This is a genomic window from Neorhizobium sp. DAR64872/K0K18 (assembly GCF_050500175.1).
Classification (GTDB): domain Bacteria; phylum Pseudomonadota; class Alphaproteobacteria; order Rhizobiales; family Rhizobiaceae; genus Neorhizobium; species Neorhizobium soli.
The window spans coordinates 3,009,947-3,032,108 of record NZ_CP191446.1 but is presented as its reverse complement, the minus strand read 5'-3'; the positions used below and the strand labels follow the sequence as shown (position 1 = coordinate 3,032,108).

The 22,162-nt window shown below is 62.0% G+C and carries 21 protein-coding genes; 15 read left to right on the top strand and 6 right to left on the bottom strand.

Annotated features, from left to right (window positions below; genetic code table 11):
• The first annotated feature begins 7 nt into the window (after nt 1-7).
• Nucleotides 8-1,000, top strand: coding sequence for a hydrogen peroxide-inducible genes activator (locus ACQY1P_RS20290; RefSeq protein ID WP_430255170.1), 993 nt, complete (start codon nt 8-10; stop codon nt 998-1,000).
• On the opposite strand, the gene ACQY1P_RS20285 is transcribed toward ACQY1P_RS20290, so the two are convergent.
• Together ACQY1P_RS20285 and ACQY1P_RS20280 are read right to left on the bottom strand one after the other, a co-directional pair.
• Nucleotides 931-2,364 (bottom strand): family 16 glycosylhydrolase, encoded by a 1,434-nt coding sequence (locus ACQY1P_RS20285; protein ID WP_430255168.1) that lies wholly within the window; start codon nt 2,362-2,364, stop codon nt 931-933. The two genes, ACQY1P_RS20290 and ACQY1P_RS20285, sit on opposite strands and share 70 nt — an antisense overlap.
• A 228-nt stretch (nt 2,365-2,592) precedes the next feature.
• A complete protein-coding gene (locus ACQY1P_RS20280) occupies nt 2,593-3,498 on the bottom strand; it encodes a LysR substrate-binding domain-containing protein (protein ID WP_062461655.1) in 906 nt (301 codons plus the stop codon).
• A 159-nt stretch (nt 3,499-3,657) separates the two neighbouring features.
• On the opposite strand from ACQY1P_RS20280, the gene argH reads away from it, so the two are divergent.
• From argH to speB, 6 genes are all read left to right on the top strand, one after another.
• A complete protein-coding gene (argH, locus tag ACQY1P_RS20275; RefSeq protein WP_430255166.1) occupies nt 3,658-5,118 on the top strand; it encodes an argininosuccinate lyase in 1,461 nt (486 codons plus the stop codon).
• Nucleotides 5,115-5,987: an amino acid ABC transporter permease gene (locus ACQY1P_RS20270; RefSeq protein WP_092659444.1), complete on the top strand. Its 873-nt coding sequence runs from the start codon at nt 5,115-5,117 to the stop codon at nt 5,985-5,987. Before argH ends, ACQY1P_RS20270 begins: the two co-directional genes overlap by 4 nt.
• An 8-nt stretch (nt 5,988-5,995) precedes the next feature.
• Nucleotides 5,996-6,766, top strand: a complete 771-nt coding sequence (locus tag ACQY1P_RS20265) for an amino acid ABC transporter ATP-binding protein (RefSeq protein WP_113166437.1) — start codon at nt 5,996-5,998, stop codon at nt 6,764-6,766.
• A 50-nt stretch (nt 6,767-6,816) separates the two neighbouring features.
• Nucleotides 6,817-7,650: an ABC transporter substrate-binding protein gene (locus tag ACQY1P_RS20260; RefSeq protein ID WP_430255164.1), complete on the top strand. Its 834-nt coding sequence runs from the start codon at nt 6,817-6,819 to the stop codon at nt 7,648-7,650.
• Between the two features lie 145 nt (nt 7,651-7,795).
• Nucleotides 7,796-8,674, top strand: a complete 879-nt coding sequence (locus ACQY1P_RS20255; RefSeq protein WP_430255162.1) for a polysaccharide deacetylase family protein — start codon at nt 7,796-7,798, stop codon at nt 8,672-8,674.
• Between the two features lie 21 nt (nt 8,675-8,695).
• Complete coding sequence (gene speB / locus ACQY1P_RS20250; RefSeq protein WP_430255160.1) at nt 8,696-9,748, top strand: agmatinase; 1,053 nt, start codon at nt 8,696-8,698, stop codon at nt 9,746-9,748.
• Between the two features lie 4 nt (nt 9,749-9,752).
• Here the strand turns inward: speB and tsaA are convergent, their stop codons facing one another.
• Nucleotides 9,753-10,280 carry a tRNA (N6-threonylcarbamoyladenosine(37)-N6)-methyltransferase TrmO gene (gene tsaA / locus ACQY1P_RS20245; RefSeq protein ID WP_430255158.1) on the bottom strand — a complete coding sequence of 176 codons (528 nt, stop codon included), beginning with the start codon at nt 10,278-10,280 and terminating at the stop codon, nt 9,753-9,755.
• Between the two features lie 204 nt (nt 10,281-10,484).
• Here tsaA and ACQY1P_RS20240 point away from each other — a divergent pair, with 204 nt between their 5' ends.
• On the top strand, nt 10,485-11,822 hold the full coding sequence (locus ACQY1P_RS20240; protein WP_430255156.1) for an Nramp family divalent metal transporter: 1,338 nt from the start codon (nt 10,485-10,487) through the stop codon (nt 11,820-11,822).
• Here ACQY1P_RS20240 and ACQY1P_RS20235 read toward each other — a convergent pair.
• Nucleotides 11,794-13,008, bottom strand: coding sequence for a LysR family transcriptional regulator (locus ACQY1P_RS20235; RefSeq protein ID WP_430255154.1), 1,215 nt, complete (start codon nt 13,006-13,008; stop codon nt 11,794-11,796). The two genes, ACQY1P_RS20240 and ACQY1P_RS20235, sit on opposite strands and share 29 nt — an antisense overlap.
• Before the next feature lie 175 nt (nt 13,009-13,183).
• Between ACQY1P_RS20235 and ACQY1P_RS20230 the strand changes: the two genes are divergently transcribed.
• From ACQY1P_RS20230 to minE, 7 genes are all read left to right on the top strand, one after another.
• The gene (locus ACQY1P_RS20230) at nt 13,184-14,560 is read left to right on the top strand and encodes a dihydroorotase (protein ID WP_430255152.1); all 1,377 of its coding nucleotides are present in this window, start codon (nt 13,184-13,186) and stop codon (nt 14,558-14,560) included.
• A gap of 4 nt (nt 14,561-14,564) precedes the next feature.
• Nucleotides 14,565-15,803 (top strand): Zn-dependent hydrolase, encoded by a 1,239-nt coding sequence (locus ACQY1P_RS20225; RefSeq protein ID WP_430255151.1) that lies wholly within the window; start codon nt 14,565-14,567, stop codon nt 15,801-15,803.
• A gap of 12 nt (nt 15,804-15,815) precedes the next feature.
• Complete coding sequence (locus tag ACQY1P_RS20220) at nt 15,816-16,904, top strand: DUF917 domain-containing protein (protein WP_430255149.1); 1,089 nt, start codon at nt 15,816-15,818, stop codon at nt 16,902-16,904.
• A 468-nt stretch (nt 16,905-17,372) separates the two neighbouring features.
• Nucleotides 17,373-19,025, top strand: a complete 1,653-nt coding sequence (locus ACQY1P_RS20215) for a urocanate hydratase (protein ID WP_430255146.1) — start codon at nt 17,373-17,375, stop codon at nt 19,023-19,025.
• Between the two features lie 91 nt (nt 19,026-19,116).
• A complete protein-coding gene (minC, locus tag ACQY1P_RS20210) occupies nt 19,117-19,920 on the top strand; it encodes a septum site-determining protein MinC (protein ID WP_062461613.1) in 804 nt (267 codons plus the stop codon).
• Between the two features lie 53 nt (nt 19,921-19,973).
• Entirely contained in the window at nt 19,974-20,789 is an 816-nt protein-coding gene (gene minD / locus ACQY1P_RS20205; protein WP_062461610.1) for a septum site-determining protein MinD, read from the top strand.
• Nucleotides 20,786-21,049, top strand: coding sequence for a cell division topological specificity factor MinE (gene minE, locus ACQY1P_RS20200; protein ID WP_062461607.1), 264 nt, complete (start codon nt 20,786-20,788; stop codon nt 21,047-21,049). Before minD ends, minE begins: the two co-directional genes overlap by 4 nt.
• Before the next feature lie 5 nt (nt 21,050-21,054).
• Here the strand turns inward: minE and ACQY1P_RS20195 are convergent, their stop codons facing one another.
• Nucleotides 21,055-21,705 carry a hypothetical protein gene (locus tag ACQY1P_RS20195; RefSeq protein WP_430242105.1) on the bottom strand — a complete coding sequence of 217 codons (651 nt, stop codon included), beginning with the start codon at nt 21,703-21,705 and terminating at the stop codon, nt 21,055-21,057.
• 24 nt (nt 21,706-21,729) lie between these two features.
• Nucleotides 21,730-21,948, bottom strand: coding sequence for a hypothetical protein (locus ACQY1P_RS20190; protein WP_062461605.1), 219 nt, complete (start codon nt 21,946-21,948; stop codon nt 21,730-21,732).
• Between the last annotated feature and the right edge of the window lie 214 nt (nt 21,949-22,162).

Sequence of the window (22,162 nt, the reverse complement as noted above, 5' to 3'; positions counted from 1 at the left end):
TCACCTTATGACTAATTTCACTCTCAAGCAGCTCCGCTATTTCGAAGCTTTGGCGCGCGAGGCGAGTTTCCGCAAGGCGGCGGAAGCCTGCGCGATCTCTCAACCTGCGCTGTCGATGCAGATCAAGGAACTTGAGGATCAGGTGGGCCGGGCCCTGTTCGATCGGGGCACGCGCGACGTCCGGCTGACCGCGTTCGGCGAGCTTTTTGCTCTGAGGGCCCGCGACATCGTGCGGGCTGCCGACGAACTCGCGGATCTCTCCCGTGCCTCGCGGGACCGGTTTCTATCGCGGCTTCGCATCGGCGTCATTCCGACCGTGGCACCCTATCTGCTGCCGTCTGTTATCAACGAGCTCAACCGCGCCTTCGATGGTATCCGGGTCGAGATCCGCGAGACGCAGACGACCAGGCTGGTTCAGGAAGTGATGCAGGGCGGGCTCGATGTGGCGATCGTCGCGCTGCCGGTGTCCGAACCGTCGCTGACGGAGCTTAAACTGTTCGACGAGGAATTCGTGCTGGTGCGGAGCCGGGAGGATGGGGCAAAGCCGGTACCCGAGCCGGATGCGCTGAAGGAAATGCGGCTTCTCCTTCTTGAGGAGGGACATTGTTTCCGCGATCAGGCGCTGTCCTTCTGCGGCATCGGGTCGAACCGCCCGCGCGAGATCCTGTCTCGGGAAATCATGGAGGGAAGCTCGCTGTCGACGCTGGTGCAGATGGTCGGTGCCGGCATCGGCGTCACGCTCATTCCGGAAATGGCGGTGCCGGTCGAGACCCGCTCCGCGCGGGTCTCCATTTCGCGGTTCGATTCACCGCCACCGGCCCGCAGCATCGGCATGATCTGGCGCAATTCGACGCCGCTTGCCAAGCAGTTGCTGCAGGTCGCAGACGTAGTGCTTGGTGCGGCCGCCATCATGCGGCAGCAGCAGACGGCCTATACGAGGCCGTCGTCCGAAGCGCTCGAGATCGACGACGTAGGCGCTGCGTCGTCGTCGATTTCGTAGGCATGGATATAGTCGATGACCATCTTGGCTCCGCCGGACAGATCGCCCGGCTTGCCGGCCGCGCCGCCGACGGCCAGATTGACCAGAAGGTACATCGGGTCATGCATGTCTGACGGTGTCTCGGCGCTGGCAATCGCCACGTCGTCGAAATACCAGACGATTTCCTCTTCGGTCCACAGCATGCCGTAGGTGTGGAAGCCTTCGGTGCTGGGAACGCTGATCGCAGAGGTCTGGGTGGTCTGCTTGCCGGTCTCATTGGAATGCGCGGAAACATGAACCGTGTTCGGGTCCTGGCCGCGCATTTCCACCACGTCTATTTCCGGTGGCCACGATCCGTCTTCCGGCAGCAGCCAGAAGGCTGGCCATGTCGCCTGGTCGGTCGGCATGTCGGCGCGCATTTCGAAATAGCCGTAGGTCTGCGAGAATGTCGAATGGGTGTTCAACATTCCAGACACGTAGTCGTAGCCGTTGACCGCGTCCGAGATCGCATCCGGAGTATTCTTGGCGGTGATTGTCAGCGCGCCGTTTGAGACCGAGAACGGGCTGTAGCCGGCGGTCGGGGCATAAAGCGGGTTGACGTACCACTGGCTTTCGCCATTCGTCGGCAGAGAACTGCCCTGGTCCGGCGCCCAGTGGAAGTTTGCGTCCCAGGTGCCGCTCGTGCCGTTGTTCAGGGAAAGCGCGTTGAACTCGTCGCCGAATGTCTTCGTCAGGACCGAGCGGTCGAGGCTGAGCGCAAACTGGTCGGCAGACAGGTCATCGGCTGTCGTGCCCGCAAACACGAGGCTGTCGCCGTCCCCGAGGTCAAGCCGCAGATTGGCGCCTTCCTGGGTCAGGCTGTTGCCCACCTGTTCGAAGGAAGTGAAGCTGTAGCCATCGAGGCGGATCTTGTCGTCGGCACTGAAATCGGTGATCAGGTCGCTGCCATTGCCCTTGGCGACGATGAATGTGTCGGCCCCGCCGCCACCGGTCAGCACGTCGTTTCCTGCGCCGCCATCGAAGGTCTGGCGCGAGGACGAGCCCGAGATGATGTTGTCGAGATCGTTGCCGAAGGCGAAGCGGTTGTCACCTGTGACGCGCAGGTTTTCGATATTGTCCGGCAGCGTGTAGCTCATCCAGGTATCGACCGTGTCGATGCCCTGGCCTGCCGCTTCAGCGGCCCGGTTGATGCTGGAATAGAGGTAATAGATGTCGTCGCCGGTGCCGCCGCGCATGGTCACGTTGACGGCGCTGTCGCCGTACATGGAATCATTGGCCGCTGTGCCTGATAGTGCGGTGCCGGCACCTGTTGCTGAAATCCAGGCTTTGGATGTGCCGCTGTAATACAAGGTTTCGCCAAGGGCGTTCAAAACGGTTTTGGTCATCAAAGTGTCTCCTGTTTGAAAAACGTTGACCTTTGGTCTTCTCCTCCGTTTCGTTAGAGCTCCCTGTTTCAGGCTACCGCGTCGATGCTGCACCGCACAGCGCGAACCGCTGGCGGGCTGAACAAGCTGCTCCCATTTCTGGACACGACTGTTCGTGCCGTCCTTTTTTGCGACAGAAGTGTGCGGGTATGGGGCAGGCATGCCAGATCTGGCTGTGGACAGTCGCGGTTACGGGCGGTCCAGTTCAGGTCCCAGCTGCGCGGTCAGCCATGTCTTGAATGTCAGCATGGACGGGCTGGAATGGATATGGGGCGTGCTGAACCAGTAGCCGAAATCGCTCCGGTAACCGAGGCCGGCCGGATTGATGAGCCTGCCGGTAGCAATCTCGTCGAGGATCAGGCCGCGTGGGATCAGTGCCAAGCCCTGGCCGGCAAGTGCGGCGCGGATCACCATCGTGTAATAGCCGAAGCGGGTAATGTGGCGAACAGTGGCCCCGTCGCGGTTGTGATGAGCTACAAAATGTTGCCAGTGAAACGGCGTCTGGGGATGTTCGAGCATCACGTGTTCGGCAAGGTCGTCGATGTCACAAGGCGTTCCGGCCTTGGCGAAATAGTTCGGTGCGCTCACCAGAAGCACGTCCTGACCGAAGAGATAGGTGCTGTTGTCTCGGTGTTGTGGCGTCGCCGCAAACTCGAAAATGCCGTCCGGGACTTCAGACTGCGACGGCGAGATGAAGGTCGTGAACTGCACCTCGATATCGGGATGCTGTTCCGCAAACAGATGAAACTTCGGCAACAGCCAGCGATCGCCGAAAATCGGCAGGACCTGCAGGCGCAGCACGCCGGGGCCGGGTTTCAGCCGGGCCACCAGAAGCGCGGCGTCTTCCATTGCTTTCAGTGCCGTGCGCGCGTGGTCGATATAGATGCGGCCGGCCTCGGTCGCCACCATGCCGCGCGGCGTGCGCAGGAAGGCGGGGCTGCCGATCAGTTCCTCAAGTGCCAGCAGCTGCTTGCTCACAGCACTCTGGGAGAGCGCCGTCGTTTCCGCGGCAGCACTCGTCGATCCGCGTTCGGCCACCGCCAGCAGAACCTGAAGCGATGCGGTGGACGGCAGGCGCCTGCGACGTTGCTCCATCAGGGTCTCGCTGTTTTGTCGGGATGCGTTCGATCCATTATCGCCAGCGCGCCGTTTTGCGCTAGTCGTTTTTGTCATAGGGCCAAGGAAATAAGTTCGCTTGCCCATTCGTGGTGCACATGGGATCCCTGCCCATTATCTGAACAGAAGGGTTTGCTCATGTCGGCATCCGCACAGCTCTGGGGTGGACGTTTCAAGTCCGGCCCTTCCGAAGCTCTGGCCAATCTTTCACGGGCACCTGCCTCCTATTTCCGTCTCTATCGCGAAGACATCGCCGGCTCCCGGGCGCATGCGTCCGAGCTGAAGCGCGCCGGCGTGCTGGATGCCGCCGAGTTTTCGGCCATCCGCTCGACGCTCGACACGATCGAGGCCGATGTCGCGGCAGGCCGCGAAACGCCTGTAGCCGGCGATGAGGATGTGCATACGTTTCTCGAGCGGCTGCTGATGGCCCGTCTCGGCGCTCTCGGCGGCAAGCTGCGCGCCGGTCGGTCGCGCAACGACCAGACCGCCAACAACACCCGTCTCTATCTCCGCCGCATGGCGCGTGAGCTCTCCGCCGGCCTGATCGACGTCGAGGACGCGATCCGCGAGCAGGCGGCACAGCATGTGGAAACGGTCATGCCCGGTTTCACGCATCTGCAGCCGGCGCAGCCCGTCGTGCTTGGTCATCACCTGATGGCGCATGCGCAGTCGCTGCTGCGCGATCTCGAACGCTTTGGAGATTTCGATCGCCGCTTCGACCGGTCGCCGCTTGGTGCGGCAGCGCTTGCCGGTTCCGGCATCGTCAACCGGCCGGACCTGTCGGCACTTGAGCTCGGGTATTCGGCAGCTGCGGAAAACTCGATCGACTCGGTCGCCTCGCGCGATATCGTTGCCGAATTCCTGTTCATCGCCTCGCTGATCGGCGTCAACCTGTCGCGTCTGGCCGAAGAGATCTGCATCTGGAGCTCCAAGCAGTTCTCCTGGGTGCGCCTGCATGACAGCTATTCCACCGGCTCGTCGATCATGCCGCAGAAGAAGAACCCTGATATCGCCGAGCTGACGCGCGGCATGTCCGGCACGCTGATCGGCAATGTCACCGGCTTCCTGGCCACCATGAAGGCGATGCCGCTCGCCTATAACCGCGATCTTGCCGAGGACAAGAAGGTCCTGTTCGAGACGATCGATACGCTGCAGCTCATCCTTCCCGCCTTTGCCGGCATGGTCGCGACGCTTGAGTTCGACGTCGAGAAGCTCAGGGCAGAAGCGCCGCGCGGCTTTACGCTCGCAACGGAAGTGGCCGACTGGCTGGTCAGCCAGAACGTCACCTTTGCCGAAGCCCACGAAATCACCGGCGCTGTGGTGCGCTACTGCGAAGAGCGCGGCCATGATCTTGAAGGGCTGACCGTCGAAGATCTGCCGAAGATCGATCCGCGCCTCGGCCCCGGCCTGCTTGAGGCGATCACGCTCGAACATGCGCTTGCCAGCCGCACCGGTTACGGCTGCACGGCACCCGCTGCGGTGCGCGACCAGATCCGCCGGTTCGAGGTAGCAATCGACGCCCGCCGTCAGTTCGCGCTGGAAGAGATCGGCGCAAAGACGGCTGTTGCCGCAAACTCTGCGGAGGCTGGCACACGATGAGCGCACCCACGACCGTTGCTGTAGACGACAGCGCAAAATACGAGGTCGCCCATCTGAAGCTGGTGCCGAAGCGGCATATCGGCCGCAATGTGGCCGCCGGCATCGTCATTCTGCTGATGGCAGCGCTTATCCGCGCCTTCAGCGTCGGCCAGATCGAATGGTCTTATGTGCGCGACTTCCTGTTTGCGCCCGTCATTCTGCAGGGCCTCGTCAACACGCTGGTCATGACGGTTGCTGCCATGGCGATCGGCATCGTGCTCGGCGTCGTCATCGCCATCATGCGCATCTCCGGCAACCCGGTTCTGTCGTGGATCGCGATCGGCTATCTTTGGATCTTCCGCGGCGCGCCGGCACTGCTGCAGCTGATGCTGTGGTTCAATCTGGCGCTGATCTTTCCGACGCTCGGCATTCCCGGCCTGTTCGAATTCCGCACCGTCGATATCATGACGCCGTTTGTGGCGGCGATGCTCGGTCTCGGTATCCAGCAGGGCGCCTACACGTCGGAAGTGGTGCGAAGCGGTCTTCTGTCGGTCGATAGCGGCCAGTACGAGGCAGCCCGCACGATCGGCATGACGCAGATGAAGATGCTGCGCCGCATCGTTCTGCCGCAGGCCATGCGCGTCATGGTGCCGCCTGTCGGTAACGAAGTGATCGGCATGGTCAAGCTCACCTCGCTTGCCAGCGTCATCCAGTTTTCCGAAATCCTGCACAATGCGCAGGTCATCTACTACGCCAACACCCGCGTTCTCGAACTGCTGCTGGTGGCAAGCTTCTGGTATCTCGTCGTGGTGTCCGTTCTGTCCGTCATCCAGCAGCGCATCGAGCGCTATTATGGCCGCGGATCGAAATCTATCAGAGCATCGATGTGAGGTTGGACATGACGAAAGATATTCTGGTCAAGGCAATCGACGTCACCAAGAGCTTCGATGCGTTCAAGGCGCTCGACAAGGTGAGCCTCGAAGTCCGGCGCGGCGAAGTCGCGTGCATCGTCGGCCCGTCCGGCTCCGGCAAGAGCACGTTCCTGCGCTGCATCAACCTTCTGGAGCGGATGGACGAAGGTGCGATCTGGGTCAATGACGAGCTGATGGGCTATCGCCGCGAAGGCGACAACCTGCATGAACTGGCGGACAAGGAAATTTCCCGCCAGCGTCGCCGCATCGGCATGGTGTTCCAGCGCTTCAACCTGTTTCCGCATCAGACGGCTGTCGAAAACGTCATGGAAGGACCGGTCCAGGTTCTCGGCCAGCCGGCTGCCAAGGCGCGCGAAGATGCGCTCGCGCTTCTCGCCCGCGTCGGCCTGTCCGACAAGGCGAACCATTACCCTTCGGAACTCTCCGGCGGCCAGCAGCAGCGCGTCGCGATCGCCCGTGCCATGGGCATGCAACCAGACCTCATCCTGTTTGACGAGCCGACGTCGGCGCTCGATCCGGAGCTCGTGTCTGAGGTGCTCGATGTGATGAAGGATCTGGCCGCGTCCGGCATGACGATGATCGTCGTCACCCACGAAATGGGTTTTGCACGCAACGTTGCGAACACCGTCACGTTCATGGAAGCGGGCAAGGTCGTCGAAACCGGCCCCGCTTCGGAAGTGTTGTCGGCGCCGAAAAGCGCGCGCACCGCGGAATTCATCCGGGCAGTCCATAATTGACCGCCTTCACGTTCAACCAGTCGACCAAAAACAAGAGAACAGGGGATATCATGACCAAGACATTCGCAATCGTCGCCCTCGCAGCCGTTGCTGCGGCCAGCTCGGTTTCAGCTCAGGCCCTGCCGGAGCGTATCAATACCGCCGGCAAGATCGTCGTTGCCAACACGCCGAACTATCCGCCGATGGAATACAAGGACCCGGCCACCAACACGCTGATGGGCCTCGATATCGATCTCGGCCTGGCGCTTGCCAAGCAGCTCGGCGTGACTGTCGAATGGTCGGATATCGGCTTTGAACAGATGGTCCCTTCGGTTGCCACCGGCCGCGTCGACATCATCCATTCGGGCATGAGCGACCTGCCGAAGCGTCGCGACGCTCTCGATTTCGTCGATTACATGAAGTCCGGCGCCCAGTTCTATACGACGGCGGCCCGCAAGGACGAACTGAAGTCCGAAACCGATCTCTGCGGCAAGAATGTCGGCATGAGCCGCCGCACCTCGTTCCCGGACGAGACGGCAAAGTGGAGCGCTGCCAACTGCGAAGCCAAGGGTCTGCCGGCCGTCAAGGTCGTCGGAACCGAAGGTTCGGCCGATGCCCGCACCCAGCTGAAGCAGGGCCGCGTCGATGCCGCCGTGCAGGGTTCGGAAACCGTTCCCTACCTGATGACGCTCGAAAAGGGTGCTTACGTGTCGATCGGCGCGCCGTTCACCGCCATCTACCAGGGCATCGGTTTCTCCAAGAAGGATACCGAACTGCGCGACGCCTATATCGGCGCGATGAAGGCCCTGATGGCCAGCGGCGAATACAAGACGATCCTTGCCAAGTGGAACCTGGAATCGGCTGCCCTCGACAGCATCTACGTCAACAGCGAAGCCCAGAAGTAAGCTCTCACGTCTCGCAGAACGGATGCCTCCGGCCTGATCTCCTTCAGGCCGGACGGTCGGCGGACCAGTCCGTTTTGCATCGGAAGCCGGGCTATCTGTTCAGCGGTGGCCCGGCTTTGCATTCTTCCTGACCGGAGGTTTTATAATGCCCTTCGACCTTTCTCCCCGTCCGCTCAATCCGGCGCCTGCCACACCCGAGATGGTCTGGCCGAACGGCGCGAAAAGCGCTCTCTTCATCGGCTTCGACGTGGATGCGGAAACCGCCTGGATCGGCAACAATCCGTCCAATGTCGATCGCATGGTCACCACCTCGCATGGCGGCTACGACGCCCGCGTCGGCATTTCGAAGATCGTGTCGTTGATGGATGAACTGGCGCTGCCGGCGACGTTCTTCATTCCCGGTTGGACGGCATTGGCGCATCCGGCCCAGTGCGAAGCGATCCTCAAGGCCGGCCACGAGATCGGCCATCACGGCTATCTCCACAAGCTGCCCGACCGCGACAAGCTGGACGAGGCCTACGAGGAAATCGATCGCGGCTATGATGCGTTGCACCAGGTGCTTGGTGTACGGCCGATCGGCTACCGTGCACCATCGGGTGAGAATTTCCCGGAACTGCTCGCCTATCTCTCGAAATCCGGCATGCGCTATTCCAGCTCCTTCCGCGACGACATCCTGCCTTATCGGCATGCGGATCATGGCGGCTTGCGCGGCCTCATTGAGATTCCGGTCAATTTCGCCTTCGACGACTGGAATTTCGGCATGACGAGCCGCACCAGTTCACGGCCGATCTTCGGACGCGACGCGGTGCTGCAGCTGTGGATTGACGAATTCGAGGCGACACATGCTTGGGGCGGCGTCACGACGCTGGTCCTCCATCCGCAGGTTTCGGGACGGCCGATGCGCTGGCATCTGCTGCGCGATTTCCTCATGCATGTGCAAAGCAGAACCGATGTCTGGATTGCCACCGGCGCCGAGATATCGGACCATTTCGACGCGCTGGAAGCGGCCCGCGCAGAGCTTTAAGAAAGACCTGGAGAAACCGACATGACGTTCGACACGAAAAAGCTGGAAGAGCTTCGAGCAAAATACGGCGAAGGCCACGGCGGCAGCATCCATGATCCGGAATTTCGCGCCGTTGCGGACCGGATCTTTTCCGCAAGCGGCACGCGCTCGGCGCCCTATGCGGGCGTGCCGACGCTTCTCGATGCGCCGCTCGTCCACATCGATGCGGACAAGCCGGATTTCGGCGATCTTCAGGTGGCGCTGATCGGCGTGCCGATGGATCTCGGCGTCACCAACCGTCCGGGCTCCCGCTTTGGGCCGCGGGCGCTGCGGACGATCGAGCGCGTCGGTCCCTATAACCATGTCCTGAAGACTGCTCCGACCTTCGAGATGAAGGTGGCCGATATCGGCGACGTGCCGTTTCGCAGCCGTTACCGGCTGGAGATGAGCCATGACGATATCGAGGCGCATTTCAACAAGGTCGTCGATGCGGGCGTCATCCCGTTGTCGGTCGGCGGCGATCATTCGATCACGCATCCGATCCTCAAGGCGGTCGGCCGCGACCGACCGGTCGGGATGATCCATATCGACGCGCACTGCGATACGGGCGGCGCCTACGACCTCACCAAGTTCCACCATGGCGGCCCGTTCCGCAATGCGGTTCTCGACGGCGTGCTCGATCCGACACGGGTGATCCAGATCGGCATTCGCGGTGCAGCCGAGTATCTCTGGGAGTTCTCCTTCGAAAGCGGCATGACCGTCATTCATGCCGAAGAGATCGGCAAGATGGGCATCGACGCCGTCATCGCCAAAGCGCGCGAGATCGTCGGCGATGGCCCGACCTATCTCTCCTTCGATATCGACAGCCTCGATCCGGCCTATGCGCCGGGCACCGGCACGCCTGAAATCGGCGGGCTGACGAGCCGCCAGGCGCTCGATATTCTGCACGGGCTCAAAGGTCTGAATTTCGTCGGCGGCGACGTCGTCGAAGTGGCGCCGCAATACGATACGACCACCAACACGGCCCATGCGGGCGCTCAGATGCTGTTCGAAATCCTCAGCCTGATCCGTTTCAGCCCGGCACTTAAGGGCTGACCCCTCACGCCTTCTGACAGTAATGCGCCGTCGGTGCATTACTGTCAGGCTCGGCTTCGCCTGGCTGTGGCGACACGATCGGCTTGAACAGGCTCCGGTCGGGCTTGAGATCAAGAAGTGGCGTGCCATCGAGGCAATCCATGCCGCGCACCAGAAGCACATTGCCCTCGACGCCTTCAAGAACCACGATCGACGTCCCGATCGGGTTCGGCCGGACAGGAGAGCGCAGAGAGAAGGTGCCGTGCACCTTGCCGCTGCTGGCGGGGCTCTGCAGAACCAGATCGCGGCGCGCCTGATGCAGCCAGTAGAGGATTTCCAGCCTCTCAAATGTCTCGACGCCCTTCAGGGCCGCAACCCAGGGCTCGAATATCTCGATCCGGCAGATCGGTCCGCTATGGCTGCCCTGACGCGGCGTCTCGCTGCGTGCGGTCCAGGGGGTCGAAATGCGTCCGATGAAGATCAGCCCCGCATCGTTCGCCTCCGGCGGCGTCACCTGAACCTCGTTCTCGCGGATGCCGTTATCATGCGCCATGTCGTTCTCCGATCAACCGGTCCTGCGTCACGTTTCGCGAAGCAGCCAGATCTCCCCAGCATGGCTGAAATACTGCTGTTTCGCAAAATGTGAAGCTGCGCGGAACAGTTTCCCGCTTTTCGGATTTTTTATTGCGAATAATTTGCAACTACGATTTTTATGTGCGAATGAATTGCAATTGCAACAACGAGAGCACGATCGACGATGGATATCCGATCCCGAATGAATTCCAGCGGCTGGCTCAAAAGCGGCGGTGATGCCTCGCTGATGGATGTTCATCGCTCGATCCCGGTGCGCGGCCAGGGATCGAAGCTCCGGCGGGCGTTCGCGTTCTTCGGTCCCGGTTATCTCGTTGCGGTCGGCTATATGGATCCGGGCAACTGGGCGACGTCGCTCGCCGGCGGTTCGCAGTTCGGCTATCTGCTTCTGTCAGTCGCACTCCTGTCGAACATCATGGCGATCGTGCTGCAATCGCTCTGCGCCCGGCTGGCGGTCGCCTCCGGCCGAGACCTCGCACAGGCCTGTCGCGACGCCTTCCCGCGTCCCGTCGCCTACATGCTCTGGCTGTTTGCCGAAATCGCCATCATCGCCACCGATATCGCCGAGGTGATCGGCACCGCGATCGGTCTCAACCTGATCTTCGGCATTCCGCTGGAAATCGGTGTTCTCATCACCGCGCTCGATGTCTTCCTCATTCTCTACCTGCAGAAGCTCGGATTCCGGTTCCTGGAAGCCTTCGTCATCGGTTTGCTGGGCGTCATTACCGCTTGTTTTGCCATCCAGATCGCCATGGCGGACCCGAACTGGGGCGAGGTCATTCGTGGCTTTGCGCCGACCACCGAGATCGTCACCAATCCCAACATGCTCTATCTGGCGCTGGGTATTCTCGGCGCCACCGTCATGCCGCATAACCTTTATCTGCATTCCGGCATCGTCCAGACCCGTAATTACGGGGACAGCGTCGAGGAGAAGCGGGAGGCGATCAAGTTCGCGACGATCGACAGCACCGTCGCCCTCATGTTTGCGCTGCTGATCAACGCATCGATCCTCATTCTGGCGGCCGCCGCTTTTCATGCCAACGGCCATACGGCGGTGGCGGAACTCGGCGACGCGCACAATCTTCTCTCACCGGTTCTCGGCTATGCCATCGCGCCGACGCTGTTCGGGATCGCACTCCTCTGCTGCGGCCTGAATTCCACGGTGACAGCGACCTTGGCGGGCCAGATCGTCATGGAAGGGTTCCTGCATATCCGGCTGGCAGCCTGGGTGCGGCGGCTGATCACCCGCGGCATCGCCATCATTCCGGCGGCAGCGGTCACCATACTCTATGGCGATGGCGGCACGGCGGAGCTTCTGATCCTGACGCAGGTCGTGCTCAGTCTGCAGCTCTCCTTCGCGGTCTTTCCGCTGGTGATGTTCACGTCCGACAAGCGCAAAATGGGCGTGTTCGTTGCACCTCTCTGGCTGCGCGCCTTTGCCTGGCTGATCGCCATCGTCATCGGCGCCCTCAACATCAAGCTGCTGGTGGATTTCGTCCTGTAACCGGAAAAGCCATCGAGCCCAGAATGTGTTCGGCCGTGCGAGCGATCGTCTCGGCGGCCGCTCCCTTTTTCCACGCAAGCGACAGATGCATGTCGTAGGCCTCGGGAAGCGCGATCGCCGCCATCCGCTCGTCCGGCTGCGGAATGGCCCAGAGCGGCAGAAGCGCGATATAGCCGTGATCGCTGACCAGATTTGCGATGACGGGAATGGAATCGATTTCGACGAAGGTCAGTGCCGCCCGTTCGTCCGTGGTCAGGATGTCCTCGGTCAGCGTTCCGAATTTCTGCCGCAACCCGCTTTTGAGGCTCGGAAGCGCGATCGGATGACGCAACAGCAATTGCCGCAGGTCGCCACGATGGTCAGCGATCACGTCGGCTGCTCCCACCATGGCAAGTCCGCTGCGTGAGATCACCCGGTGCTCGACGCCGGGCGGCATGTCGAGCGTGTCGACCAGCACGAGATCATACGTCCGGTCGGTGATACCAGACAGCAGCTCCTCGGCATTGGTGCTGGAGATATAGAGCGGCCGTCGCGGCATGTGCTTCGGCCAGTCGGCGGCGAGCTTTGCGAGGATCCGGGCAATTAGGCTTTCGCGTCCGAGCGGCGTCACCGAGCCGACGCGGGTCGTCGATGCGGCACGCCGGAAACGGTCGCCGGCATGGTCAGAAATTTTCAGCCAGATCGCTTCGAGCTCTTCTCCGAGAGCGATCACCCGTTGCCCGCTCGCATTGGGAACGGCGCCGGCGGCCGCCCGGTCGAGAAGGGGAAGGCCGAGATCGCGCTCCAGACTGCGGATCTGCCGCGTCAGCTGCGGCTGGCCGATGCCGATCTCCTGCGCCGCCCGCCTTATGCTGCCGCTGCGGCCGACCACGAGGAAACGCTGCAGCGCCAGAAGCGGTACGGAAAGCCGGGCTCCGTCTTCGGGCGAGCCGTCCTTGTCGCCGAGACCCGAGAGCTCGCCGACCAGCATGGCAGCTCGCTGCAGATCGCGACCGATCCTGACGCCCTCAAGCGTTGGCTGGATGCGGTTGCCGGATGTCGTCGTCAGCGGTGTGGCGATATGAAACTGCAACCGTGCCAGCGCGGCAGAGACGCTCGAGACAGGCCGATCCAGCACCTTCGCCGTTTCACGGATGCCGCCCAAGGCGAGCACATGATGGGCGATCAGCAGCGAGGCAAGGTCCATGGCGGCTTCCGGGTGAGCATATAAGAGGATGACAGCAATGATATCGTGCGTTCACGATATGGGATATCCCTCTGCCCATCAAATTCTCCTAGTCTGCCCTCCCAAGCGGTTCCGATCGAACGCGCGCCTCAAGGCTCAAGGGCTCAAGGCTTCAAGGCTTCAAGGAGACAGGCCGATGTCGGATTTCGATCTTGTTCTGAAAGGCACGCTGGTCCTTGCCGACCGCATCGTTCCCCAAGGTTATGTGGCAGTCCGCGACGGTCTGGTTGCGGCTGTTGGTCAGGGCCAGATGCCGTCCGCCCGCGAAAGCCACGATCTCGGCGCATCGCTGATCCTTCCGGGTGCTGTGGATGCGCAGGTGCATTCGCTTTCCCAGAAGAACCAGGAGGATTTCATCTGGTCGACCCGCTCGGCAGCTGCCGGTGGCGTCACCACCATTGTCGACATGCCCTATGACGAGGGCAATCTGGTCTGCTCGGCGGATGCGGTGCGAAGCAAAGTTGCTCATGCGGAAAGCCAAGCGCGGGTCGATTTTGCGCTTTATGGCACCGTCGATCCGCAGGAAGGCGCGGTGCGCATCCGCGAACAGGTGGATGCCGGTGTCGCGGCCTTCAAGTTCTCCACCTTCGGGACAGACCCGAAGCGCTTTCCGCGCATCTTCGCGCCGCTGATGGCCGAGTGCTTTGCTGCGATCGCGCCAACCGGCCTGACGGCCGGCGTCCACAACGAGAACGACGAATATGTCCGCTGGGCGATGGCTGAGGTGAAGGCCTCCGGCATTACCGATTACCGTGCCCACGAAATGTCGCGTCCTCCACTGACCGAGCTTCTGGCGATGACCGAGATCTACGAGATCGGTGCGGCCACCGGCTGTCCGGCCCATGTGGTGCATTGCTCGCTTGGTCGCGGTTACGAGATTGCCGCCGGTTACCGCGCGCAAGGGCATCGCGCCACGGTCGAATGCCTGATCCACTACCTGACGCTCGACCAGGAAACCGATGCGAGAAGGCTCGGCGGCAAGTCGAAATGCAATCCGCCGATCCGGCCGCGGGCGGAGGTGGAAAAGCTCTGGCGGCATCTGGCGGCCGGCAATGTCACGCTTCTCTCCACCGATCACGTCAGCTGGTCGCTCGACCGCAAGACCAATCCGGATATGCTTGCCAATGCCTCCGGCCTGCCGGGTCTCGAAGCGATGGTGCCGCTGTTTATCAAGGGTGCGCTGGAGCGCGGTGTGCCGCTCACCTGGGCCGCGAGGCTGATGGCGCTCAATCCCGCCCGGCATTTCCGGATCGATCACGTCAAGGGCGCGCTTGAAGTCGGCAAACACGCGGATATCGCGGTGCTGACGGCGGAAGAGCATGTGTTCGACGCGTCGAAGACCGGCAACAACGTCGTTGGATGGTCGCCCTATGACGGAATGACCTTGCCCTACAAGGTGGCCGGAACCTATCTTCGCGGCACACTCGCCTATGACGGATCGACGGTGCTGGCGCAGCCCGGCACCGGCCGGTTCGTGCGGCCCCCGGCCAACCTTTCACTTCAGGATTTTTGATCGCATGACCTCCAATCTCGCCGTCAACGCCGACCGGATCGCTGCCGATATCGAAGCGCTGGCTGATATCACCGAGCCAGACCAGCCCTGGACGCGGCGTGCCTTCACGCCGATGTTTCTCAAAGGCCGCGCCTATGTCGAGAAGATCTTTCGCGAGGCCGGGCTCGAAACCCACATCGATGCCGCCGGCAACCTGACCGGGCGGCGCAAGGGAACGGTGGAGGGCAAGGGCACGATCATGCTCGGCTCGCATACGGATACGGTGCCGAACGGCGGCCGGTTCGATGGCATCGCCGGGGTGATTGCTGGTCTCGAAGTGGCGCGCTCGCTTGCCGACGCCGGCATCAAGCTCGAACACGATCTGGAAATCGTCGATTTTCTGGCCGAGGAAGTGTCGATCTTCGGTGTGTCCTGCATCGGCAGCCGCGGCCTGACCGGCGTTCGCCCGCCCGAATGGCTGGAGCGCAGCACCGATGGTGTCACGCTGGCAGACGGCATCCGTCAGGTCGGCGGAGATCCCGACACCGTCTTCACGCGCACCGATATCAAAGTCTTCCTCGAACTGCATATCGAGCAGGGCACGGTGCTGGAGCGCGAAAACGTCGATATCGGCATCGTCGGCGCCATCACCGGCATCTCGCGGTTCGAGATCCTTGTCGAGGGCCGCGCCGATCATGCCGGTACCACGCCGATGAATGCCCGTTACGATGCGCTAGGGGCCGCATCGATCATCGTGCTCGGCATCGAGGAGATCGCCCGGGAGCTTGCGTCGGGTCAGAGCTATTTCGCTGGCACGGTCGGCGAGTTCTCGATGGAGCCGAACGCCGCCAACGTCATCCCCTCGCATGTGCGCATGCTGATCGATGCGCGTGCCGTCGATAATGCCGTGATGGACGAATTCGTCGCTTCCGTCACCGCGCTTTGTGCACAGACCGCGAGTGAGCGTAGCGTAACCATCGCCGACCCGCGCCGGGTCTCGCACGCGGCGCCGACGCCGATGTCGGACATGGTGACCGGCGTGCTTGCCGAAAGTGCGCAGCGGATCGGCGCGACCAGCCGACCGATGGTGTCGGGCGCCGGTCACGATGCGGCCTTTCTCTCAAAGGTGGCGCCGGCTGCGATGATCTTTATCGCCAGCAAGGATGGCCGCAGTCACGCGGCGGAAGAATGGTCTGACAACGACGATATCGCGCTCGGCGCTGCCGTTCTCTTTGAAGCGGTGCTGGAACTGGACAAACGATAAAGGGAGCCTGGGATGGGTCGCATACTGACGGAGAAGGATGTCGAGGCCGCGGTGCGCGGCGGCTCGGTCTATGCGGCGGGCGGCGGCGGCTGGTCGGATCATGGACGGATGCTTGGCTATGCCGCCGTCTCGATCGGCCGGCCCGAACTCGTGTCGATCGACGAACTGTCCGACGACGACTGGGTGGCGACGGCTGCCGCGATCGGCGCACCGGCCTCGACCACCGCCTGGGAAATGCAGGGCATCGACTACGTCAAGGCGGTGCAGCTGTTGCAGGATGCGCTCGGCGAAAAGGTCGCGGCCCTGATGATCGGCCAGAACGGCAAGTCCTCGACGCTTAACGGCTGGCTGCCATCGGCCATTCTCGGTACCAAGGTGCTCGACGCTGTTGGAGACGTGCGCGCCCATCCGACCGGCGACATGGGCTCGATCGGCATGGCGAATTCGCCCGAGCAGATGATCCAGACGGCAGTCGGCGGCAACCGGGCGGAAAACCGCTATATCGAACTCGTCGTGCGCGGCGCCACCGCCAAGGTCTCGCCGATCCTGCGCACGGCTTCGGACATGTCCGGCGGCTTCATCGCCTCCTGCCGCAATCCGCTGCGCGCCTCCTATGTACGCAAGAATGCAGCCTTGGGCGGCATCAGCCTGGCGCTGACGCTCGGCGAGGCGATCATCGAAGCCGATGCGAAAGGTGGATCTGCCGTCATCGACGCGATCGTCAGGACCACCGGCGGGACGATCCTGGTAGAGGCCGAGGTAACCGCCAAATCGGTCGTCTATACCAAGGAAGCCTTCGATGTCGGCACGATCACGGTCGGTTCAGGCGACGGGGCGATCACGCTGCATGTCATGAACGAATACATGGCGGTGGACGATGCCGGCGGCAACCGGCTCGCAACCTTCCCTGATATCATCACGACGCTCTCTCCGCAGGGCGAACCGATGAGCGTCGGTCAACTCGAGGTCGGCATGGCGGTGTTTCTGCTGCATGTGCCAAAGACGCTCATTCCGCTGTCGTCCAGCGTCAAGGATCCGTCGGTTTACCCGATCTGCGAGACGGCGCTGGGAATCAGCATTGCGGATTATGCGCTGGGATAGGGCGGAGCAGACCCCGCCCCAAACCCCTCCCCACAAGGGGGAGGGGCTTAACCTGCCGCACTGTCACAGCCTTTTTGGGACGCGACAGTGCCGCAGATTTTCTCCCCCCTTGTGGGGGAGATGGCCGGCAGGCCAGAGGGGGTCTGGCTGCCCCTCACCCTAACCCTCTCCCGCGAGCAGGGAGAGGCGACGTGCCTCGATTCGGGCAGGGAGCGTGCAGCAGGTTTTCTCCCCCCTTGTGGGGGAGATGGCCGGCAGGCCAGAGGGGGTTTTGGCTTGCCCCTCATCCGCCTGCCGGCACCTTCTCCCCGCGCGCGGGGAGAAGGACGCAAGCCGCTCGCTCCCTGCCCGAATCGGGGCACGTCCCCTCTCCCCGTGAGCGGGGAGAGGGTTAGGGTGAGGGGCAGCAACGCGACGAGAGAACAGGTGAGGGGCTAAGTCCCCGACATCAAAGAGGACACGATCCACATGCCAAAGCCCAACCCGCGCCATCCGAACTTCCCGATCCCCGGCGGGCCCGAACTGCGTGCCAAGGGCTGGCGGCAGGAGGCTCTGCTGCGGCTTCTGGAAAACGTGCTGGCAGTGGGCGAGGATCCGGACAATCTGATCGTCTATGCGGCGCTCGGCAAGGCGGCGCGCAATTGGGCGGCGCATGAGGCGATCGTGCGCACACTGAAGACGATGGACGAGGATCAGACGCTGATCATCCAGTCCGGCAAGCCGGTCGGGTTGCTCAAGACCCATGACAAGGCGCCGCTCGTCATCATGGCCAATTGCAACATCGTGGGGCAGTGGGCGAAGGCCGAGTATTTCTACGCGCTGCAGGAAAAGGGTCTGATCTGCTGGGGCGGGCTGACGGCCGGAGCGTGGCAGTATATCGGCAGCCAGGGTGTCATTCAGGGCACCTATGAAATCTTCATGCGGATCGCCGAGAAGCGTTTCGGCGGCTCGCTTGCCGGTCGCTTCATCCTGACGGCAGGTCTCGGCGGCATGGGCGGCGCGCAGCCGCTCGCCGGTCGCATGGCGGGCGCTGCGATCCTGGTGGTGGATATCGATCCGGAACGGGTCGCCAAACGCCGCGAGATCGGTTTTCTCGATGAGGTGGCATCAGATCTCGATACGGCGCTTGCGATGATCGATGCGGCGGTCAGCGAGAAACGTGCCGTCTCGATCGGCCTCGTCGGCAATGCCGCCGACATCTACCCGCAGATTGTCAAGCGCGACATCGTGCCCGATATCGTCTCCGACCAGACCTCGGCGCATGATCTCGTCTACGGCTATGTCCCGAGGGGGATGAGCCTTGAGGAAGTGCGGCGTCTTCGCAAGGAGGGCCAGGGTCAGTTGATGGCAGCGAGCCGCGCCTCGATCGCCGACCATGTCCGCGCCATGCTGAGCCTGCAGGAAAAGGGTGCGGAAGTGTTCGACAACGGCAACCTGATCCGCACCCAGGCGCGCGAAGGCGGCGTTGCCAACGCCTTCGACATTCCGATCTTTACCGAAGCCTATCTGCGGCCGCTCTTCTGCAAGGCGATCGGGCCGTTCCGCTGGATGGCGCTGTCGGGCGAGGAAAGCGATATCGCCCGCATCGACGATCTCGTGCTCGAGCTTTTCCCGGATAATTTCATCGTCACCAACTGGATCCGGCTGGCGCGCGAAAACGTGCCCTTCGAAGGCTTGCCAGCACGCATCGCCTGGCTCGGGCATGGCGAACGCACCAAGCTCGCGTTGGCCGTGAACGCGCTGGTCGCAAGCGGCGAACTTGCCGGGCCGATTGCCTTTTCGCGCGACCATCTCGATGCAGGCGCCATGGCGCATCCCAATATCATGACCGAGAACATGAAGGACGGATCGGACGCGATCGCCGACTGGCCGCTGATCAACGCGATGACGATGTGTGCGTCGATGGCCGATCTCGTCGTCATCCATTCGGGCGGTGGTGGCTATGCGGGTTACATGACATCTGCCGGTGTCACGATCATTGCCGACGGCACGGAAAAAGCCGCCGAACGGCTTGAACATTCGATCACCACCGACACCTCGCTCGGCATTATCCGCTATGCGGATGCCGGCTATGACGAGGCGATCGAGGCTGCCGAAACGGCGGGGCTGAAATTGACCTAGAAGGGGTCTTCGTTAAAGCTTTGGAGGGGTGCGTTAACCTTTTGTTAACCACCCCGGCGCTACATCTAACGTCAACGATTTGTTTACGTAGATGACCAAAGTGCTAACAGACGCTCGCTCAATCCGTATCAAGGGCCGCTCGTTTTTGGCGGTCGTCTTGTCCCCCGATCTGCCGCTCGACAACTGGCTCGCGCGCCTTGACGATCTGGCTGCCCGCTCGGCCGGCTTCTTTCTCGACCGGCCGGTCGTGCTCGATATTTCCGAGGTCTCGATCGACAAGATCGAGCTGAAGGACCTGCTCGAACAGCTGGCCGAACGCAATGTCCGGATCATGGGTATCGAAGGCGCTCGCCCGTCGATGCTTGGCCCCGGCATGCCGCCGGCGATGCGGGGCGGCAAGGCTGCATCCGATTTCGAAGTCCCGGAAAAGTCCGAGGATAAGTCGGCTCAAGAAAGCTCCGGACAAGTTGGCGTTGCTACCAAGCAAGGTGCCAAGCAGCCGGAAACGGATACCGACAGTCAGCTCCGCAACGAGCCGATCAAGGTTGCCGAGGTCCGGCCGGTCATCCAGTCGCTGGTGATCAACGAGCCGGTTCGCTCCGGTCAGTCGGTCATCTTCGCGGAAGGTGACGTGACCGTTATCGGTTCGGTTGCCTCCGGTGCCGAAGTGATTGCTGGCGGTTCGGTGCATGTCTACGGCGCAATACGCGGCCGAGTCATGGCTGGATCATTGGGGAATGCAACGGCGCGGATCTTTTGCCGCAAGCTCGAGGCCGAACTGGTCGCGATCGACGGCATCTACAAGATGGCCGAGGACATGGACGCAAGCCTTCGCGGGCAGCCGGTCCAGCTCTGGCTCGACGGCGACATCATCATGGCAGAAACGCTCAGTTAAGAAATGAAAAAAAGCAAATGATAACGGGCCGGCAGGACACAGGAGAGATTGGTATGGGGAAAGTCATAGTTGTGACTTCGGGCAAGGGAGGGGTCGGCAAGACGACCTCGACCGCGGCCCTCGGCGCGGCGCTCGCCAGCCGCGGCGAAAAGGTCGTCGTCGTCGATTTCGATGTCGGGTTGCGTAACCTCGATCTCGTCATGGGTGCCGAGCGCCGGGTCGTCTACGACCTCGTCAACGTCATCCAGGGCGATGCGAAGCTTCCGCAGGCCCTGATCCGCGACAAGCGCCTCGACAACCTGTTCCTGCTGCCCGCCTCGCAGACACGCGACAAGGATGCCCTGACATCCGAAGGTGTCGAGCGCGTGATGGCCGATCTGAAGCGCTACTTCGACTGGATCATCTGCGACAGCCCTGCCGGCATCGAGCGCGGTGCAACGCTTGCCATGCGCCATGCGGATATGGCCGTCGTGGTCACCAATCCGGAAGTCTCTTCGGTGCGCGACAGCGACCGCATCATCGGTCTTCTCGATTCCAAGACGCTCAAGGCCGAGAACGGTGAGCGGATGGAAAAGTATCTTTTGCTGACCCGCTACGACGTCAACCGTGCCGAGCGTGGCGACATGCTGAAGGTGGACGACGTTCTGGAAATCCTGTCGATCCCGCTGATCGGCATCATTCCGGAAAGCATGGATGTGCTGCGTGCCTCCAACATCGGTGCACCGGTGACGCTGGCCGACGCCAAGAGCGCTCCGGCCCAGGCTTATTTCGATGCCGCGCGGCGTCTCGCCGGCGAGGTCCTGCCAATGACCATCCCGGGCGAAAAGCGCGGTCTCTTCGGCAAGATCTTCGGAAGGAAGGCCGCATGAACATGTTCCGCCTTTTCAACAGGCCGAAATCGGCGCCCGCGGCCCGCGAGCGTCTCCAGGTACTGCTTGCTCATGAACGCATGGTTGTCGGCACCGATCTGGTCGCCGTGCTACGCGAGGAAATTCTGGCCGTCATCGCCAAGCACGTCCAGCTGGACGCCGACCGCGTAACGGTAAAGATGGATCGCGACGAACATTGCACTATCCTGGAGATCGACGTCGAGATCCCGCTCAATGCGAGCGCCCAGGCCGCAGCCTGAACGACCTAACGAGTTAGCCTCCCAAGGCTGGTTTGAAAGGCGGGTATGTCCGGCGGGACATGCCCGCCTTTTGCGTCGTCCCAGCGGACTTCCAGATGGCCGCCGAGCGCCCGGACGCCCTTGTCGATGGCTTTGAAATCCGGGTAGCGGCTCTTGTATCCGCGGGTCTGGAAATACTGGCCGGTGCCGGCCTCTTCATCCATATCGCGCATGATCCACCGGATCGCGTAGCAGCGGCTTCGCAGCTGATCGAGCGCCGGAATGCCTGTCAGCTTGTAGGGCTTCCGGCTGCGGCGAAAACCGTAATAGCGGGCCGCCGCCTGGATCCGGTCCCAGCTGACGCCCGGAAACGCGTCGCAGATCTCTTTCCGGTCTGCGTCGGGATAGAGCCTGCGCAATTTCTGCCGGGCCGACCATCCCCAGGCCTGCCGGCGTGGTGCAAGACCCAGTCTCTGGCAGCGTGTCTGTATGGCCTTTTTCGACCGGGCATGCAGAACCTGGCTTATGGCAAAGTAATCGGGATGAAAGATCCGGCAGATCAGGTCTTCCTCATCCGTCCAGAGCTTGTGTCCGCTGATGGTGAAGCCCGAACGCAGTATCTTCAGTCGTGTCCGCTCGGTGAGAGCTAAATTTTTCGCAAGCTGCGCCAGGTCCATTGCAGGGCCCTCTGACGCCGGCGGCTATGGCTTCTTGACGTTCAGCGCCCGGAATGAGTTGAACGTTCCTCCCTTGTCGGTGAACAGGTCCACAAGCGGCTTCGGCAGACCGTTCAGCTCCCGCAGCTTGAGCGCGAGGAAGGCAAATTCCAGCTTGAGGCGATCGATTTCCTGCGCCCGGGCATCGAGAATGCGTGCCTCGATCTCAGCTTTCTGGCGAAGAAGATCATCCAGTACGGACATGACAACGCTCCAAAATATGACGTTTGAATTTGGCTTTCTTGAAAAATTGCATGCGGGAAAAACCGTGTGCGGTCACACGTTCGGACAAGCTGTCACGGAAATTCGATTTTGCCAATCGCCGTCGCCATTTCCAACGTCACCCGATTCTGATGTCGCTATGCTGGCGCGTGTTTACAGAGGTGCTATACAGGCCAATGATTTAGGTAGGCGTCTC

What these genes read in the sequence shown, in the direction of transcription:
- ACQY1P_RS20195 (WP_430242105.1), bottom strand. Translation starts at nt 21,705, where the DNA reads ATGGACCTGGCGCAGCTTGCGAAAAATTTAGCTCTCACCGAGCGGACA.
- ACQY1P_RS20255 (WP_430255162.1), top strand. Translation starts at nt 7,796, where the DNA reads ATGCCCTTCGACCTTTCTCCCCGTCCGCTCAATCCGGCGCCTGCCACA.
- ACQY1P_RS20260 (WP_430255164.1), top strand. Translation starts at nt 6,817, where the DNA reads ATGACCAAGACATTCGCAATCGTCGCCCTCGCAGCCGTTGCTGCGGCC.
- ACQY1P_RS20215 (WP_430255146.1), top strand. Translation starts at nt 17,373, where the DNA reads ATGCCAAAGCCCAACCCGCGCCATCCGAACTTCCCGATCCCCGGCGGG.
- speB (WP_430255160.1), top strand. Translation starts at nt 8,696, where the DNA reads ATGACGTTCGACACGAAAAAGCTGGAAGAGCTTCGAGCAAAATACGGC.
- minC (WP_062461613.1), top strand. Translation starts at nt 19,117, where the DNA reads ATGACCAAAGTGCTAACAGACGCTCGCTCAATCCGTATCAAGGGCCGC.
- ACQY1P_RS20280 (WP_062461655.1), bottom strand. Translation starts at nt 3,498, where the DNA reads ATGGAGCAACGTCGCAGGCGCCTGCCGTCCACCGCATCGCTTCAGGTT.
- ACQY1P_RS20265 (WP_113166437.1), top strand. Translation starts at nt 5,996, where the DNA reads ATGACGAAAGATATTCTGGTCAAGGCAATCGACGTCACCAAGAGCTTC.
- ACQY1P_RS20270 (WP_092659444.1), top strand. Translation starts at nt 5,115, where the DNA reads ATGAGCGCACCCACGACCGTTGCTGTAGACGACAGCGCAAAATACGAG.
- ACQY1P_RS20235 (WP_430255154.1), bottom strand. Translation starts at nt 13,008, where the DNA reads ATGGACCTTGCCTCGCTGCTGATCGCCCATCATGTGCTCGCCTTGGGC.
- argH (WP_430255166.1), top strand. Translation starts at nt 3,658, where the DNA reads ATGTCGGCATCCGCACAGCTCTGGGGTGGACGTTTCAAGTCCGGCCCT.
- ACQY1P_RS20230 (WP_430255152.1), top strand. Translation starts at nt 13,184, where the DNA reads ATGTCGGATTTCGATCTTGTTCTGAAAGGCACGCTGGTCCTTGCCGAC.
- ACQY1P_RS20290 (WP_430255170.1), top strand. Translation starts at nt 8, where the DNA reads ATGACTAATTTCACTCTCAAGCAGCTCCGCTATTTCGAAGCTTTGGCG.
- ACQY1P_RS20220 (WP_430255149.1), top strand. Translation starts at nt 15,816, where the DNA reads ATGGGTCGCATACTGACGGAGAAGGATGTCGAGGCCGCGGTGCGCGGC.
- ACQY1P_RS20240 (WP_430255156.1), top strand. Translation starts at nt 10,485, where the DNA reads ATGGATATCCGATCCCGAATGAATTCCAGCGGCTGGCTCAAAAGCGGC.
- tsaA (WP_430255158.1), bottom strand. Translation starts at nt 10,280, where the DNA reads ATGGCGCATGATAACGGCATCCGCGAGAACGAGGTTCAGGTGACGCCG.
- ACQY1P_RS20190 (WP_062461605.1), bottom strand. Translation starts at nt 21,948, where the DNA reads ATGTCCGTACTGGATGATCTTCTTCGCCAGAAAGCTGAGATCGAGGCA.
- ACQY1P_RS20285 (WP_430255168.1), bottom strand. Translation starts at nt 2,364, where the DNA reads ATGACCAAAACCGTTTTGAACGCCCTTGGCGAAACCTTGTATTACAGC.
- ACQY1P_RS20225 (WP_430255151.1), top strand. Translation starts at nt 14,565, where the DNA reads ATGACCTCCAATCTCGCCGTCAACGCCGACCGGATCGCTGCCGATATC.
- minD (WP_062461610.1), top strand. Translation starts at nt 19,974, where the DNA reads ATGGGGAAAGTCATAGTTGTGACTTCGGGCAAGGGAGGGGTCGGCAAG.
- minE (WP_062461607.1), top strand. Translation starts at nt 20,786, where the DNA reads ATGAACATGTTCCGCCTTTTCAACAGGCCGAAATCGGCGCCCGCGGCC.